Origin of the sequence: Cloacibacterium caeni (genome assembly GCF_907163125.1) — a bacterium.
GTDB classification, from domain to species: Bacteria; Bacteroidota; Bacteroidia; order Flavobacteriales; family Weeksellaceae; genus Cloacibacterium; species Cloacibacterium caeni_B.
The window spans coordinates 852904-869732 of sequence record NZ_OU015319.1 but is presented as its reverse complement, the minus strand read 5'-3'; the positions used below and the strand labels follow the sequence as shown (position 1 = coordinate 869732).

Here is a 16829-nt window from a genome sequence, read left to right as displayed (position 1 = left end):
ATATGAAAACAGGGGTTGTCAAGTGTTTTGGGATATTTATTTTTAATTGACATTATTTAACTTTACTTAAGTCCAAAATCACATCTACCTTTTGTGGAATAACATTTTTAATCATAGTTGATTTTTTAAAATATTTAATCTTTATTTCCTTTATATAAAAATTTCCAATCTGATTTTCTGACTTTAATTTATCTTTTATAAGCGTCTCTATTTGAAGTTCTTGTTCATGTGAAAGAGGCTCAAAATTTATAATAATTAAGTCATCTTCAAATTTTTCTAATTGCACTTCCATCTCAAAAATCTGATTTGCTGGCTTCAATATTTTTTCGGGAGTAATTTTATATTTTAATTCTCCAACGTTTTCAATTTTTAAATTAAAAAAATTATAATAAACCTTATAATCATTTAATATCTCAAAACCTCTCTCATATATAAAGTCAATGGGATTTTTGTTAACATCTGTAAGATTAAATCTGCTTACAATTTTTTTATCATTATCAACAAGGATTGAATAGTAATTATGATTAATATTATTTCTACCAACTTCCATATATAAATTATGGTTTTTGGAGTTTACCATGTCATAGCTTTGATAATTATAATCAGGATTTTCTCTCTTTACAGTAGATTTTAACATATAATCAAACAGATATTCTTGAGAAAAAACAAATAATGGAAATAGTAAAACGAAAGAAATAAATAGTTTTTTCATGGTAAATAGTTTTTAATTTTCTGCCAAGATAATAATTTTTCTTCATACTTCAAACTTGCATGAGCAGGACTTGTAGAAGGCAAAACAATAATTGGCAGATGAAAATCTTTCGGTGGAATTTTTTGCAAATTTTTATAAGATTTTTGTCCGTTGCAGAAAATAGCTTTTATGTTAGGATAATTATGCAGCAACTCTCCTATTTTATTAGCCTCTTCATTTCGGATTTCAGAATCTAGGCTTCCTTTTCTTTCGCAAGTGTCTATTACGTCCCAAAGTGCGACGTGATATTTTTCTAAAATTTTAATTCTTTCAGTATAATCTGTTGTAAATTCTTCATTAAAAATTTCACAAATAATTTTCCAGAATTTATTTTGAGGATGTGCGTAATATTGCTTCATTTCCAAAGATTTAATTCCTGGAATAGAGCCTAAAATCAGAATCTTTGACTCATAATTAATGATTGGAGGAAATGAAGAAATTTTTTGCATTTTAAAATAAGTTTCGGCTAAAGCCAAATCAAATATACAAAAAAAGAAAAAACGGGCTAAAGCCCGTTTCTATTGATAAAATAAAAATCTATTTCTGATTTCTACAAAGTTTCTTTCAACCAATCGAAAAATTCTCTTTGCCAAACTAAACCATTTTGAGGGTGTAAAACCCAGTGGTTTTCATTAGGGAAATAAAGGAATTTGGTTTTAAGACCTTTCATTTTAGCAGCTTGAAAAGCTTCCTGACCTTGTTCATAACCTACTCGGAAATCCAGTCCTCCTTGAATCACCATAATTGGTTTATTCCATTGGTCTACAAAATTGATTGGGTTAAAATCTGTATACGCTTTTGGTAAAGGTTTTTCCCAAGGCGAACCTAAATCCCAATTGGCAAACCATAATTCTTCGGTAGTTCCGTACCAAGATTTCATATCAAACAATCCGTCATGAGCAATAAACGTTTTGAATCTATTTTCATGAACTCCAGCCAACATGAAGACGCTGTAACCACCGTAACTTGCACCAACTGCAGCCATTCTATCACCATCTACATAAGGTAAAGTTTTTGCAAAATCTGCCGCTGCTAAATAATCTCTGATGGGTTGTCCTCCCCAATCTTTAGAAATATCTTCGTTCCATTTGGTTCCCCAACCTGGCATTCCTCTTCTGTTTGGCGCAACTACGATGTAATCATTTGCAGCCATTAAAGCAAAATTCCAACGGGTAGAGAAAAACTGAGTTAAAGCAGATTGTGGACCACCTTGACAATATAAAAGTGTAGGATATTTCTTATTTGGGTCAAAATTCGGTGGATAATGGAACCAAACTCCCATTTCTTTACCATCTGAAGTTTTCACCATTTTCAGTTCAGATTTTCCTTGAGATAATTTAGCGTAAGTGCTTTCATTTACAGAAGTTAACTGCAACATACTACCGTCTTTTACATTAACTTTAAATAAATCTGCATTATGATTAATATCTGTTCTGGTTACCAAAACGTTTCCGCTTTGGAAGGCAATGATTTCATTCACATCAAAATTACCACCAGAAATTTGCTTCACTTTACCATCTAAACCGATGTGGAAAAGCTGTTTTACACCTCTGTAAGCGGTAGAACAATAAATATTTTTAGAATCTGGACTCCATGCTACATCTCCCACTACACTTTCGTCCCAAGATTTAGTAAGATTTGTGATTTTTTTAGAAGCCAAATCCATCACTACAATGTCATTTTTGTCTGCTTCATAACCATCTCTCGCCATAGATTGCCAAAGCAAAGATTTTCCATCTGGCGAAAACTTAGGATTTACATCATAACCCATCATTCCTTCTGTCCAATTTTCGGTTTTACCAGAAGCTAAATCATAAGCGTAAATATCTGTATTAGTGCTGGTTGCATAATCTTTTCCCGATTTTTTCTTGCAAACGTATAAAACCTTAGAAGAATCTGGACTCCAAACGAAATCTTCGCTTCCACCATAAGGTTTTTGAGGAGAATCAAAAGGTAAATTTTCTAATAAATCTTTAGCTTTCGCAACATCTTCACCTACATTGGAAACGAAAACGTGATTGTATTTTCCTTCATTCCAAGCGTCCCAATGTCTGTGATTAAGATCTGTATAAATTTGAGCTGTCGTTTTAGGAAGGTCAGAATATTTGTCCTTCCCTAACAATTTTTCTACGTGAACCGACTTACTAAAAGCGATTTTTTTACCATCAGGAGAAATAATAATATTGTCTGCATCGCCAATGGTATAAAATTCAGTCCAAGTCAATCCTCTGTCTTTAGAAATATAGATTTTATCGCCTTCTGAAGCGTAAATTCCGTTTTTGTCCAACTGAATTAAAGATTTTTTACCAAAATCAACTTTAGAAGTTTGATTTTTTGACAAATCGTAGTAAAAGTGTTCTTTGTTGGTTTTTTCAGTTTTTAAATCTACTTTTCCTACGCTGTAAAATAGCCCAGATTGAGATGGTTCTACTGCAGTAACCGAGAATTTATTAAGCGTCCAGAGAATTTCTGGCGTCATTACCTGTTGTGCTTTCATAAGGAAAGGTGCTGCTAGAGCGATAATTGTATGTTTTAGTTTCATTTTATAATGATTTTAGCGGTCTAAAATTACTTAAATTTATGGATAAATTTTCTTTGCCTCTTTCCTAAAGGATTAAAAATTTATTGACAATTTTTTCAATGGTGTTGATGTTTCGGCTGGTTAGAATATTTTTAAAAGATTTCTTTCCCAAAATCTTACCAAACTCACTGTCAAGCGTATTTCCTTTAGGAATTTTCCAATAAAAATTACCTTTGATTAATTGAGCTTCTTCCTCTTCTTGATGATTGGTTTTTAGAAATTCTTGCATCAAAATATTTTCGTCTCCCGAATTACAAATAAAACTGTAAATATGTAGATTTTCGTCTTTCTCAAAAGGAGAATTTTCTAAAATCCCCTTCACTTCTTCATCAGTTTTTAAAAACAAAAATGCTTCGTATTGAAAATGCTCGGAAAGTGATTTTTCTAATTTCTGTTTTAAATTTTCTGGAGCTTCATCAGATTCAAATAAAATATTTCCTGTTGCCAAAACGCTAGAAACATCTTTCATTCCTGCTTTTTTGAAAATATCACAGACTTCCGCCATTTTCATTGCAGTTCCGTTTACGTTTACGCCGCGTAAAAAAGCACAGTATTTCATTAAGTAAATTTATTTTCTTTCGTAGAGATTATAATCCGTTCCAGAAGGTTTTAATCTGTATATTTTTTCCAAAATTTTATTGTCAGAATTTAAGTGATTTTTAATTCTAAACTCCTTCAACAATCGATAATTTTCTTGATAAAAACTTCCATCTTTTCCTTCAAATAAATTTTTGGGAGCCAATAAATACATTGGTTTCCTTTTTTCAACGGTATTTTTCCAATAATTAGTTTTGTCTTTTTTGATTTCGGTTTGAATTTCTTTATCCACCAAACCAACTTCATCTATTGCTTTTAAACCTGAAAAATAAGGAATATAACCTGCTGGTTCTAGCAAAATGTATTGATTTTTATCTTTCTCGTAGTCTTTTAGAAACAAACCAATGCTTCTTCTGTAATTCCACTCTCCGTTCCCTGTGGCGATAGAATGAACCGTTTGAAAAACTGCCATCGGTAAAATATAGAAAATCAAAAGCAAAGAAATCCACCACAATTTATATGTTTTTTGTTCTAAGACAAATACCAAAATCACTGCAAAAAGCAAAATCTGTGAAACCCAATAATACCAATCAAAATAACTTCTTTGAGAAATAAAAATCAATTGTTTTGTCCAGCCAAAAAGGAAATTAATCCAGATGAAAAGGTTTTTGCTTTCTTTCTTCGAAATGATGTATAAAAACGCTAAAAGCTCAAAAACTAAAACTAAAATCGTGAAAGGATTAAAATCTCCTGGAAGTTTTAGCATTCCCCAGAAATTACCATAATTCATTAGGAAATATTTCCACTGGAGTGCCAAACTCATGTTTTTTGCATACGTCACACTTTTGGCAACAATGGTATTATTCACCAATTCACCGAAGTAAAACCAGTTGAAACTCATCAAAACGGCAACTCCTAACATTCCACCTAAAATGTAGAACCAACGAATTTTTTTATTCCAAATAATATCGACCAAAAAGACGACACCTAAGAAAATCACTGTATCTATTCTGGTGAAAAGAATGAGAATGGGGAAAAGAATTTGCGCCCAGATTTTATTTTGCTTGAACCCAAAATACAACAAAGCCATTTCTAGAAAGAACAGAATTCCGTATTCCATTCCGAGAATTGAAATTTTAATAGATGGTGGCAAAATGCCAAATAAAAAAATAAAAATTGCTTGATGTACAGGATTTTCGAGGATTAATTTTGAAAGAAAATAGCTCCCAATCGTAAACAATAATGAATTGAAAATCAATAATGGATAAATGAAGTCTTCTTTGCCAAAAATCAGATTAAAAAAATAAGAAACAAAAACATACAAATGCGTAGTAGAAGCAGAAATTTTAGTTTCTCCATTGAAACCAATAACACCATAATCCAATAAGTTTTGCGCAACTCTCCACGTGATAAAAGCATCTTCCTGAATATGATGCGTGAGCAAAAAAAGAAGTTTTACCAATACGGTAAAAACAACTGCCAAAAGAGGAAATTTTGCGTACTTCTGTATAGTTTCAGACATTTTTTCGTGTAAATTTTTACAAATATAGTTTTAAAAAAATCGCTGTCAAAGATTTTAGACTTTCAGTCAGAAAAAAATCCGTCAGAAAATTTCTAACGGATTTTATATAGAATTTTAATTGAAAAACTAGTTCGTAGCTTTCATCATTTGTCTAGTGATTTCTGCTTCTTTTTCTTTTGGATAAGTAGAATCATAAGGTTTCATCACTTCGAACAAATAAGAATAAAACGGCGTGATTTTTTGTACTTTCTCAGCTTCTTTAAAAGCTTTTTCTTTTCCTGCCATTTGTAAATCACTGATGAAGTTTTTAAATCTCTTGTCAATTGGTTCGATGGATTTTAACAAGTAATTGTAACCTTTATCTTTTTGACCGATTTTCTTATACGCATCAGAAACTGCTCCTGTTACCAATGAATACAAGATTGGTTGAGCATTCATCTGTTTTTTCACATATTTTTGTTCATACTTAGAAAGCGACAAATAATAGTCATATTCTTCGAAAATATCTCTTTTTAATTGCTCTGCCAATTGTAAACCTTTTTGTTCTTGACCTGCAACAATATATCCATAAACCATTGCGCTTAAAGAACGAGGGTCATTATATTTGGTAGAAGGAATTTCTCTGCTCGCTAAATCTAAAACTTCGATGGCTTTTGCTTTTTTACCTTCTAAAGTCAATGCTTCTGCAGCTCTACTTGCAGAACTTCTGTAACTTACGATGTTCTGTGTACACGTTTCGTCCATGTGAACATTTAGATTTTTGAAATTGCCCCATTTGTAATTTTTGACAATTTTATATAAATCTTCAGCATCTACTCTTCCCATTTCGCCATCTTCTCTTTCTTCTGTTTTAATAGGAACCAATCTGTAACTGAATCCATCAAATTGAAGATATTCTTTCAAATAGAAAATGTTTTCGTCATCATAAATTCCGCCCACAGAGAAATTGATAGGACGTTTCCAATCGAAATTCGCCAAAATATCCATTAAAATATAATTGGCTTTAAACATATTTCCTCTTCTGTAATCTATGGTAATTTGGTCTACTGTACTCGGCAAATCTTTAGCAGAAATGATTCCAGATTTCACGGCATTTGCTTTATTTACAGGTAAAACAAATCTAGAAACAGGCAAGAAATTAAAACGTTCATATTTATCTTCTCCAAAAAGTAATTTTAAAATTTCATCTTTTTCTGGACTTCTTTTTCTCAAGAAATTTACGGCGTCTTTGATGTTCATAGAATCTTGAACCATATATTTTTTGTAAGGCTCAAATAAACTCTCTGGAACTCCTGCATCTACATTATTTTGAATAAAATTATTCCAATCTTCTGCAGAAAGTAAAACTACTTGATCATTGGTTCCATCTCTGTATTCTTCGTGGGTAAGAACTGACGGAACTGGCATTGAATTGTATGTTCTGCGTTTTACTTGGTCTATATTCCAAGGTGTTCCTAGAAGCGTGAAATTCACCACTTTTACATCATCTCTGAATTGCTCCGTTTCTTGTAATCCCCAAATTGGATACGTATCATTATCACCATAAACGAAGAAAATATCATTTTTTGGAAGGGATTTTAATGAAGAATAAGCGAAATCATAAGCTGCATAACGTTCACTTCTATCGTGAGAATTATAATTCTGGAAGCCCATCATTAATGGAACTCCTAATAAAACGATTCCTGTAACCCAAGTGGCTGCATTTGATTTAATTTTTTCTTGTAAATACCAAAGAATTGCTGCAGCTCCGAAACCTATCCAAATTGCAAAGGCGTAGAAACTTCCTACCATTGCGTAATCTCTTTCTCTTGGTTCAAAAGGTTTTACACCGGTGTAGAAAATAATTCCAAAACTGGTTAACACGAATAAAGAAAGTAGCGCCCAGAATCTTCCAAAATCTTTGTTGAACTGGAAAAACGCTCCTAAAATTCCCAATAACAATGGTAAAAAGAAGAAATAAACTGTGCTTTCATTTTTGAATTTTGCAGGCATATCTTTTTGACTTCCCCATTGCATTTCATCAATTGCAGGAATACCAGAAACCCAGTTTCCATTGGTATTTTCCATGTGACCTTCTAAATCATTCTGTCTTCCTACGAAATTCCACATGAGATACCTCACAAAATAATATCCAATTTGAAATTCTACAAAATACGTGAGATTTTGTGCTAATGTAGGTCTATGAACCTTGATTAAATCATATTCTCTGGCTTGTTTGTAATCATCAAGCGTAATGCTTCCGTCTTCAAATTTTTGTCTTAATTGGTCAAAAACTTCTTTAGCTTGAGGATTATCTGCAATATCCTGATTGTCATAATTGAATTCAAAATCTGGCGCTCCATACATAGAAATGTAATTGCTCATCACGGTTTCATCTTCATTGAACATTCTCGGCATAAAGCTTACATGTTCTTTAGAATAAACGTAATTGAAACGCTCGCCTACGATATCATAACGACCGGTTTTTTCATTTTTTTCGTAAACATCACCTGTTTTTTGCGTTTTATAACTACCATCATCATTTTTTTCAATACCATAATTATCTAAATATGCAGTATAGTTTTGTCCGTAAGAAGTTGGCCAATCTCCGTATTGTTCACGATTGTAATAATCTAGCATACCGATGGCGTTATCTGGATCATTCAAGTTCATTGGAGGATTTGCATTCGCTCTAATCGGAATGACTAACCAACAAGAAAAACCAATAATCATATAAATTACTGATAGTGCGATGGTTTGATATAATTTGCTTTTAGATTTTCTAGCATAAGAAATTCCTACATACATTAAAGCAAACAAAATGATAAATGCAGCAATTGTTCCTGAATGGAAAGGTAAGCCTAATCCATTAACAAAGAAAATTTCAGATTTACCGAAAAGACTCATGATAATTGGGAAAATTCCTTTGAAAACTACTGCTAGAATGAAAAGTGTCACCAAGTTAGCAATGATAAAACTCTTCCACGTAAATTCATAATTTCTAGCATAATAAACTAAACAAACGGCTGGAACTGCTAACATCACCATCATGTGAACTCCTACAGAAAGTCCTGTAATGAAGAAAATTAGAATGAGCCAACGTTCATTATCACTGTCATGATATTCGTTTTCCCATTTCGTAATGAGCCAAACCAAAAGTGCAATAAACATAGACGACATAGAATAAACCTCTCCTTCTACTGCAGAAAACCAAAAAGTATCTGAAAAAGTAAAAGCTAAAGCACCAATGACACCAGCAAATAGAATGGCAATTTCGTCTGAAACGGTTACATCTTCGAAGTCTTTATTCAAAAGTCTTCTTACGAAATGCGTAATTGTCCAAAATAAAAATAATATGGTGAATGCACTGAAAAGCGCAGACATAGCATTGATAATTACAGAATATTTAGAACCATCTCCAAAGCCAAAAATAGCTGCAACAGCACCCATTAACTGGAATAAAGCAGCACCAGGAGCGTGAGTAACTTCTAATTTTACAGCAGATGAAATGTATTCTCCGCAATCCCAAAAACTAAAATTAGGTTCAATAGTAGATAAATAGGTGAAAAATGCGATTGCAAAAACCACCCAACCTAAAATGGTGTTCCATTTTTTGAAAGTCCAATTCTTCATAGAAATTTTTAAAAATTTACAATGTTGCGAAATTAAGTTTTTTTATTCTGATATTTTCTAAAACATCGATTTATTAAGAATATTTTAAGAAAAAAAATGAAAAAATAAATTTAAACATTTGTTTGGCTTAAAATTTGGTAAAGAATTGAACAAAAAACATGAAAAAAATCATTTCTATTTGCTTTCCGTTCAAAATGTTAGGACAAAATGATAAATTTATTTGATTTTTTTCTTATTTTTGCAATCGGTTTTTTAGAGAAAAATGAAGAAAATGACGAACGTTTTTGATAATATTCTCGGGTTAATTGGTAATACTCCAATGGTGAAACTTAATGAAGTAACTAAGGATATTCAAGCAAAAGTTTATGCTAAAATAGAATCTTTTAATCCGGGGCATTCTACTAAAGATAGAATCGCGCTTCATATTATAGAAGCTGCCGAAAGAAAAGGGCTTTTAACTCCTGGTGCTACTATCGTAGAAACCACATCTGGAAATACGGGCTTTTCTATCGCTATGGTAAGTATTATAAAAGGATACAAATGTATTCTTTCTGTAAGTGATAAAACCAAGCCAGAAAAAATTGCTTATCTTAAAGCTTTAGGCGCTACTGTATACGTTTGTCCTGCTTCTGTTCCTGCAGATGATCCTCGCTCTTATTATGAAGTAGCGAAAAAAATTGCAGCAGAAACGCCAAATTCTATTTACATCAATCAATATTTTAACGAGCTGAATATAGACGCACATTATTCTTCTACTGGTCCAGAAATTTGGGAACAGACAGAAGGAAAAATTACTCATCTTTTTGCTTGTACAGGAACTGGTGGAACACTTTCTGGTTCTGCTAAATTTTTAAAAGAAAAAAATCCTGATATTAAAATTATTGGCGTAGATGCAGATGGTTCTATCCTAAAAACCTATCACGAAACAGGCGAAATAGACCCTTCTGAAATTCATTCATACCAAATTGAAGGATTAGGCAAAAACCTTATTCCATCCGCTTTACTTTTTGACAGAATAGATCATTTTGTAAGAGTAAATGATGAAATGAGCGCTTATTGTACCAGAGAAATTGCTCTTAAAGAAGCGATTATGGGCGGTTATACTACTGGAGCTGTTTTACAAGCACTTAGACAATATGCAAATGCAAATCCTTTCTCAGAAAACGATTTAGTTGTCCTTATTTTCCCTGACCACGGTTCTAGATACATTACCAAAGTATACAGTGATAAATGGATGGAAGAACAAGGATTCATCAATAATTGTGTCCATAATTACGAAGAAGTTTTTAAAACAGAATACATTAAATAAAAATAGAATTCAGATGTCCTTCTTGGCATCTGATTTTTTTAAAATTTAAAATACAAATCTACAATATCATCGAAATGAAAGATATTTTTGAAAGAATTAAAGAAAATCCTGGTCCTCTAGGTCAATTTGCAGATTATGGTGAAGGTTATTTCATTTTTCCAAGATTAGAAGGCCCAATTGGCCCTAGAATGAAGTTCCAAGGAAAAGAAGTAATTTTTTGGAGTGCAAATGATTATTTAGGACTCTGTAATCACCCAGAAGTTCTAGAAGCTGACGCTAAAGCAGCTGCAGAATACGGAATGTTCTATCCGATGGGAGCTAGAGCAATGTCTGGTGAAACAGAACAACACTTACAATTAGAAAGAGAATTAGCTGATTTCGTAGGAAAAGAATCTGCTTATTTATTGAATTTTGGTTACCAAGGAATGCTATCTACAATTGATGCATTGGTTTCTAGACATGATGTAATTGTTTATGATTCTAATTCTCACGCTTGTATTGTAGATGGAGTTCGTCTTCACATGGGAAAAAGCTTCATGTTTCGTCATAATGACATGGATAGCTTCGAGAAAAATATCAAAAGAGCGACTAAAGTTGCAGAAGAAAACGGCGGAGGTATTTTAGTAATCACTGAAGGAGTTTTCGGGATGACTGGCCAACAAGGAAAACTTAAAGAAATTGCAGAATTCAAAAAACAATACAGTTTCCGTTTATTAGTAGATGATGCTCATGGTTTCGGTACTTTAGGAAAAACTGGAGCTGGAGCTGGAGAAGAGCAAGGTTGCCAAGACCAAATTGATGTGTACTTCTCTACTTTTGCTAAATCTATGGCTGGTTTCGGTGCATTTATCGCTGGAAACAAAGAAATCATCAGATACTTAAAGTTCAATCTTCGTTCACAAATTTTCGCAAAATCATTGACAATGCCAATGGTAATTGGAGGTTTAAAAAGATTAGAACTTTTAAGAACAAGACCAGAAATCAAAGCTAAACTTTGGGAAAATGTAGAAAAACTCCAAAAAGGATTATTAGACAGAGGTTTCAACCTTGGAAATTCTAACACTTGTGTTACTCCTGTTTTCATGCAAGGGACACCAGTAGAAGCTACTCTTCTAGTTAAAGATTTAAGAGAAAATTTCGGAATTTTCACTTCTGTAGTGGTATATCCAGTAATTCCAAAAGGAAGCATTCTTCTAAGATTAATTCCTACAGCTTCTCACACAGATGCTGAAATCAATGAAACTCTTGCTGCTTTTGAAGCGATTCACGATAAATTAGTGAATGGTGTTTATAGAGAACAAGCAGAAAAACTTCTTGCTGAACAAGGTTTAGAATTTAAACCTTTATAAAAGTAAAAAATTAAAACTTATAGAATCCGTTAGAGACTCTTCTGACGGATTTTTTTATTCCAAAAATCTATAGGAAAATCATACCTTTGCAAAAATTCATTTTTTGAAAGATTTACTGCTCCTCACTCCTCCATTTACCCAACTCAATACGCCGTATCCTGCAACTGCGTACTTGAAAGGATTTCTCAATACCAAAAATATTTCGAGTTATCAAATCGATTTGGGGATAGAAGTCATCTTAGAAATTTTTTCCAAAAAAGGAGTTACCCAAATTTTTAAAGTAAAGACCAAAAATTTATCTGAAAACGCTCAGAGAATTTTTGCGTTAAAAGAAGAATACATCAAAACCATAGATGAAGTTATTGCTTTTCTTCAAAACAAAAAACCAACACTTGCAAGGCAAATTTGCAGTATGAATTTCTTGCCAGAAGCTTCCAGATTTAATCAGTTAGATGATATGGAATACGCTTTTGGAAACATGGGATTACAAGACAAAGCAAAGCATCTCGCTACCCTTTACTTAGAAGATTTATCAGATTATATTATAGAAAATATTGATGAAAATTTTGGATTTAGCAGATATGCAGAACGACTGGGAAGAAGTGCTAATTCATTTGACGAATTGTATGAAAAACTCCAATCAGACAAAACTTTCGTAGATAATTTTACTCTTGAAATTTTAGATAAAAAACTTCTCGAAACGCAGCCGAAATTGGTTTGTTTTTCCGTTCCGTTTCCTGGTAATTTGTATTCGGCGTTTAGATGCGCCCAACATATTAAAAATCATTATCCAAACATTAAAACGGCTTTTGGTGGTGGTTTTGCCAATACAGAACTTAGGGATTTAAAAGACAAAAGAGTTTTTGAATTTTTTGATTTCATCACATTAGACGATGGTGAACTTCCGATAGAATTACTTTTTGAAAACGTCTGTCATTATGAGCAGATTGAAGTATCTTTATTCAAACGAACCTTCCTCTTAGAAAACGGGGAAGTTGTTTATAAAAACAATTCCGAAAGACACGATTATAAACAAGCCGAAATTGGGACACCAGATTACACAGATTTACCTTTAGACCAATACATTTCTGTAATAGAAATCGCAAATCCTATGCATAGTTTGTGGAGCGATGGAAGATGGAATAAACTCACAATGGCTCATGGTTGCTATTGGGGAAAATGTACTTTTTGCGACATATCGCTCGATTATATCAAAATTTATGAGCCTATTGCTGCAAAAATTTTGGTGGACAGAATGGAAGAACTTATCGAAAAAACAGGAGAAAACGGTTTCCACTTTGTTGATGAAGCAGCACCACCAGCTTTAATGCGAGAAGTGGCTCTTGAAATTTTGAGAAGAAAACTCGTGGTAACTTGGTGGACAAATATTCGATTTGAAAAAAGCTTTACCAGAGATTTATGCTTTTTATTGAAACTTTCAGGTTGTGTAGCTGTATCTGGTGGTCTTGAAGTAGCTTCTGATAGATTATTAAAACTCATTAATAAAGGAGTTTCTGTTGCTCAAGTTGCCAAAGTCACCAGAAATTTTACTGAAGCAGGAATTATGGTTCACTCCTATTTAATGTACGGTTATCCTACACAAACCGAACAAGAAACCATCGATTCTTTGGAAATGGTTCGTCAAATGTTCGAAATGGGGATTCTACAAAGTGGATTTTGGCATCAATTTGCCATGACCGCGCATTCTCCTGTTGGGAAAAATCCTGAAGAATTTGGTGTAGTTCCTCATTTGAAAGAGATTACTTTTGCCAATAACGATGTAGAATTTCAAGATAAAACCGGAATTGACCATAGCAAATTTAGTTTTGGGTTAAAAAAATCGTTGTTCAATTATACAACACTTCGCTAAAAAGTATTATAATCAGTTGAAAATCAGTAAAATAAGCGTTTAAAAATTTGGATAACTCGTTGATTTTCAGTATATTTATGTTTGAAAAAAAGCATACAAAAATCCGAGTTATCCAGTGTTAAAGGTATTGTTTTTTCCGCATTTGAGCAAATGGAGGAAAAATTGGACTGTAGGATACCTAAAAGTTTCTTTTTGATTTTGATGCTTTTTTTGAGCATTAAAGGAAAGATAAATTTTTTGCAGCTAGAAAGATTTTCTGGTTTTTGCGAACAAAGATTTAGGTATTTTTTTGAACGAAGTTTTGATTTTCTGACATTCAATAAAACATTGATAACGATGAGCGTAAAGGGAAGGACGACTCTTGCCTTTGACCCCAGCCATATTTCAAAGTCTGGCAAAAAAACACCCGGAGTTGGATATTTTTGGAGCGGTTGTGCAGGAAAAACAAAATGGGGTTTGGAGTTTTGTGGAATGGCGGTTTTAGACGTGGCTAGGAAAACGGCCTTTCATTTGTTCGGATTTCAAACCATTGACCTACGGGATGATGAAAAATTGATAGCATTTTATGTGCGTAAAATCATGGAGAAAAAAGATGACTTGCTGAAAATCTCAAAATATCTGGTAGCAGATGCGTATTTCAGCAAAGTAACTTTTGTAAAACCATTTGTTGATGCAGGTTTTCACATTGTTTCAAGACTTCGTGATGATGCAGACTTGCAATATATTTTCTTAGGTGAACAGAAAAAAGGAAAAGGCAGGCCCCAAAAATATGATGGCAAAATTCACTTTAAAACTCTTAAAAACGAGTATGCCAAATTAGTTTCCGAAATTGAAAGTGAGAAGATTTACAGTTTGATTGCACATTCTAAATCATTGAAAATGAATGTTAATTTAGTTGTTGTCTTCACGAAAAACAAGAAAGAAGCTTGGTCTCACAAGATATATTTCTCGACTGATTTGCTGAAAAATTGGAACGAGATTTTGGAGATGTATCGTTTGAGATTCCAAATAGAGTTTTTGTATCGTGATGCCAAACAGTTCACAGGCTTGAACGACTGCCAAGCGAGAAGCCGAAGCAAGCTCAATTTCCATTGGAACATGTCGCTCACGGCGCTCAATTTGGCGAAAATAGCTTACTGGATTCCGAAAAAAGACGAAAAGCCAAACGAAGAAGTTGTTTTTTCGATGGCGGATATTAAAACACAGAATTACAACGAATTGCTGATGCGTCGGTTTATTTCAATGTTCGGGATAAACCCCGAACTTGCGAAAAATAAAGAAAAAATAAAGCTATTCCTTGATTTTGGAAAGATTGCGGCTTGAGCTTTTTAGCGAAGTGTTGATTATATGCATGGAATTTGTTTTGAAAATCCGCTGCAAGAATGGTTTGAATTTAAAATTCCTAAAACCACTATTCATCCTGATTATATTCACGATTGTCTATTAGAAGAAGATCACTTTAGCACCAAACCGAATGCTAAAATTATTTGGGCAGGAGCGAAACCTTTGGTTGAGTTTTTCACGAAATCAAAGAAAGGAAATTCTTGGGAAATGGCAACACTTACGTTCCATGAAAAGACCAATGTTTTTAGTATCAATTTAGAAAAAGAAAAAGCAGTTTGGCTTCTTGAAACAATTGATGAAATTTCTATTCATGCTGATAAAAACTTAACTTTCAACCAGTTAAAAGCAAAATATGAATTAGATTTTGATGATTTCGAATTGTTTTGGTATTCTAAGCAGATGCAAACTTTGAAAGAACATGGCACCATACTTACACTTTAAGTTTTGGCTAAAGCCAATGAAATTAAAAATTAAAAAGTCGGGCTAAAGCCCGACTCTATTGAAAATAAAGATAATTCCATTATTTATAGCAAAAAACTCGAGCAAAATGGACTGCCCCCAAAAAGTTAGACACTTTTTAGGGGCATTTTTTATGGGGAAAAGTAAATATTCAGTAGACTTTAAATTAAAAGCTATAAAGAGATATCACAAAGGGGATATTGGAACAGACGATTTAGGAAAACGCATTGGAGTTTGTGGTTCCTTGGTTCGTAAATGGATAAAATTTTATGAACTTTATGGAGTTTCAGGACTTGTTCGGCTTTCCAATACGCATTACACAAAAGATTTTAAATTAAAGATTTTATCAGTAATTGAGAAAGAGAATTTAAGTTTAAAAGAAGCGTCGAGAAGGTTTAATATTCCTGCGGAGTCCAGTATTCTTAGTTGGCAGCGTAATTATAAAAAAAATGGTATTTTAGGTTTAGAAAACAGACCCAGAGGAAGACCTAAAACCATGAGTAATTACAAGCGAAAAAAAAAGAAAACAGGCAAACCCTTAACAAGGGAGGAAGAACTGTTGGAGAGGATTTATTATTTAGAAGCCGAGAACGCCATTTTAAAAAAGTTAGAAGCCTTAATTCAGGAAAGGAAAAATCCAAAGCCATCGAAGAGTTAAGGCAGGACTTTGATTTAGCAGTACTGCTGAATTGTACATCGATGGCAAGAAGCAGTTTTTATTACTATCGAAAACGCTTTCAAATGAAAGATAAATATGCGGAAATAAAAGAAATGATTAAGCAGGTTTATCATCGTCACAAAGGAAGGTTGGGCTATAGAAGAATTACTTTGCTTTTGAAAGAAAAAGGAATTTTGATTAATCACAAAACTGTTTTACGACTTATGAAAATATTAGGTTTAAAGAGTATTATCCGAGTGAAGAAATATAAATCTTACAAGGGAGAGCAAGGGAAAATTGCGCCCAATGTTCTACAGAGGAATTTCAAATCGGACACTCCTAATCAGAAATGGGCAACCGATGTTACAGAGTTTAATGTATCGGGTAATAAACTTTACCTATCTCCAATCATCGATTTATTTAATGGTGAAATTGTCAGTTTTGACTTATCTGAAAGACCTGTGTTTAGCCAAATCATCAGAATGCTAAAGAAATCATTCAGAAAAGTAAAATCTACACAGAACATCATTCTACATTCTGATCAAGGTTGGCAATATCAAATGAAAGCTTATCAAAATATATTAAAAGAAAAAGGTATTATTCAAAGTATGTCCCGAAAAGGAAACTGTTTGGACAATGCGGTGATAGAAAACTTTTTTGGAACGATAAAATCAGAAATGTTTTATACCAGAAAGTTTGGTTCCATTCAGGAACTTAAGAAGGAAATAGTGAAGTACATTCACTATTACAACAATGATAGAATAAGACTCAATCTCAAAGGAAAGAGTCCGGTACAGTACCGAACTCTTTCCTTTGAAAATATTGTTTAATTTTGTC

11 protein-coding genes and 1 pseudogene are annotated in these 16829 nt (G+C 32.9%); 6 read left to right on the top strand and 6 right to left on the bottom strand.

Annotated features, from left to right (window positions below; genetic code table 11):
• Positions 1-52: 52 nt before the first annotated feature.
• The 6 genes from KKQ79_RS03975 to KKQ79_RS03950 all read right to left on the bottom strand — a co-directional run bounded on the left by KKQ79_RS03975 (position 53) and on the right by KKQ79_RS03950 (position 9003).
• Positions 53-712, bottom strand: a complete 660-nt coding sequence (locus KKQ79_RS03975; RefSeq protein ID WP_213189084.1) for a hypothetical protein — start codon at positions 710-712, stop codon at positions 53-55.
• Entirely contained in the window at positions 709-1200 is a 492-nt protein-coding gene (locus KKQ79_RS03970) for a DNA-deoxyinosine glycosylase (RefSeq protein WP_213189083.1), read from the bottom strand. The genes KKQ79_RS03975 and KKQ79_RS03970 overlap by 4 nt, the downstream gene beginning before the upstream one ends.
• Positions 1201-1301: 101 nt before the next feature.
• Positions 1302-3293: a S9 family peptidase gene (locus KKQ79_RS03965; protein WP_213189082.1), complete on the bottom strand. Its 1992-nt coding sequence runs from the start codon at positions 3291-3293 to the stop codon at positions 1302-1304.
• A 64-nt stretch (positions 3294-3357) separates the two neighbouring features.
• Positions 3358-3891 (bottom strand): DUF1697 domain-containing protein, encoded by a 534-nt coding sequence (locus tag KKQ79_RS03960; protein ID WP_213189081.1) that lies wholly within the window; start codon positions 3889-3891, stop codon positions 3358-3360.
• 9 nt (positions 3892-3900) lie between these two features.
• On the bottom strand, positions 3901-5391 hold the full coding sequence (locus tag KKQ79_RS03955; protein ID WP_213189080.1) for an LTA synthase family protein: 1491 nt from the start codon (positions 5389-5391) through the stop codon (positions 3901-3903).
• Between the two features lie 126 nt (positions 5392-5517).
• Positions 5518-9003, bottom strand: a complete 3486-nt coding sequence (locus KKQ79_RS03950) for a glycosyltransferase family 117 protein (protein WP_213189079.1) — start codon at positions 9001-9003, stop codon at positions 5518-5520.
• Positions 9004-9274: 271 nt separating this feature from the next.
• Between KKQ79_RS03950 and KKQ79_RS03945 the strand changes: the two genes are divergently transcribed.
• From KKQ79_RS03945 to KKQ79_RS03920, 6 genes and pseudogenes are all read left to right on the top strand, one after another.
• The gene (locus KKQ79_RS03945; RefSeq protein WP_213190674.1) at positions 9275-10312 is read left to right on the top strand and encodes a PLP-dependent cysteine synthase family protein; all 1038 of its coding nucleotides are present in this window, start codon (positions 9275-9277) and stop codon (positions 10310-10312) included.
• A 74-nt stretch (positions 10313-10386) separates the two neighbouring features.
• Positions 10387-11661, top strand: coding sequence for an aminotransferase class I/II-fold pyridoxal phosphate-dependent enzyme (locus tag KKQ79_RS03940; RefSeq protein WP_213189078.1), 1275 nt, complete (start codon positions 10387-10389; stop codon positions 11659-11661).
• A gap of 103 nt (positions 11662-11764) precedes the next feature.
• Positions 11765-13516, top strand: a pseudogene (locus tag KKQ79_RS03935) (B12-binding domain-containing radical SAM protein); the annotation flags it as partial.
• A 96-nt stretch (positions 13517-13612) separates the two neighbouring features.
• On the top strand, positions 13613-14854 hold the full coding sequence (locus KKQ79_RS03930) for a transposase (RefSeq protein ID WP_213189077.1): 1242 nt from the start codon (positions 13613-13615) through the stop codon (positions 14852-14854).
• Between the two features lie 24 nt (positions 14855-14878).
• Positions 14879-15316, top strand: coding sequence for a hypothetical protein (locus KKQ79_RS03925; RefSeq protein WP_213189076.1), 438 nt, complete (start codon positions 14879-14881; stop codon positions 15314-15316).
• Positions 15317-15467: 151 nt separating this feature from the next.
• Positions 15468-16822 (top strand): IS3 family transposase gene (locus tag KKQ79_RS03920; RefSeq protein WP_213190657.1). Its coding sequence is split into 2 segments (ribosomal slippage): positions 15468-15942 and positions 15942-16822, totalling 1356 coding nucleotides; the frame shifts between segments, so codons are not numbered across the junction.
• Positions 16823-16829: the final 7 nt, after the last annotated feature.

What these genes read in the sequence shown, in the direction of transcription:
- KKQ79_RS03955 (WP_213189080.1), bottom strand. Translation starts at nt 5,391, where the DNA reads ATGTCTGAAACTATACAGAAGTACGCAAAATTTCCTCTTTTGGCAGTT.
- KKQ79_RS03925 (WP_213189076.1), top strand. Translation starts at nt 14,879, where the DNA reads ATGCATGGAATTTGTTTTGAAAATCCGCTGCAAGAATGGTTTGAATTT.
- KKQ79_RS03945 (WP_213190674.1), top strand. Translation starts at nt 9,275, where the DNA reads ATGACGAACGTTTTTGATAATATTCTCGGGTTAATTGGTAATACTCCA.
- KKQ79_RS03965 (WP_213189082.1), bottom strand. Translation starts at nt 3,293, where the DNA reads ATGAAACTAAAACATACAATTATCGCTCTAGCAGCACCTTTCCTTATG.
- KKQ79_RS03960 (WP_213189081.1), bottom strand. Translation starts at nt 3,891, where the DNA reads ATGAAATACTGTGCTTTTTTACGCGGCGTAAACGTAAACGGAACTGCA.
- KKQ79_RS03950 (WP_213189079.1), bottom strand. Translation starts at nt 9,003, where the DNA reads ATGAAGAATTGGACTTTCAAAAAATGGAACACCATTTTAGGTTGGGTG.
- KKQ79_RS03970 (WP_213189083.1), bottom strand. Translation starts at nt 1,200, where the DNA reads ATGCAAAAAATTTCTTCATTTCCTCCAATCATTAATTATGAGTCAAAG.
- KKQ79_RS03975 (WP_213189084.1), bottom strand. Translation starts at nt 712, where the DNA reads ATGAAAAAACTATTTATTTCTTTCGTTTTACTATTTCCATTATTTGTT.
- KKQ79_RS03940 (WP_213189078.1), top strand. Translation starts at nt 10,387, where the DNA reads ATGAAAGATATTTTTGAAAGAATTAAAGAAAATCCTGGTCCTCTAGGT.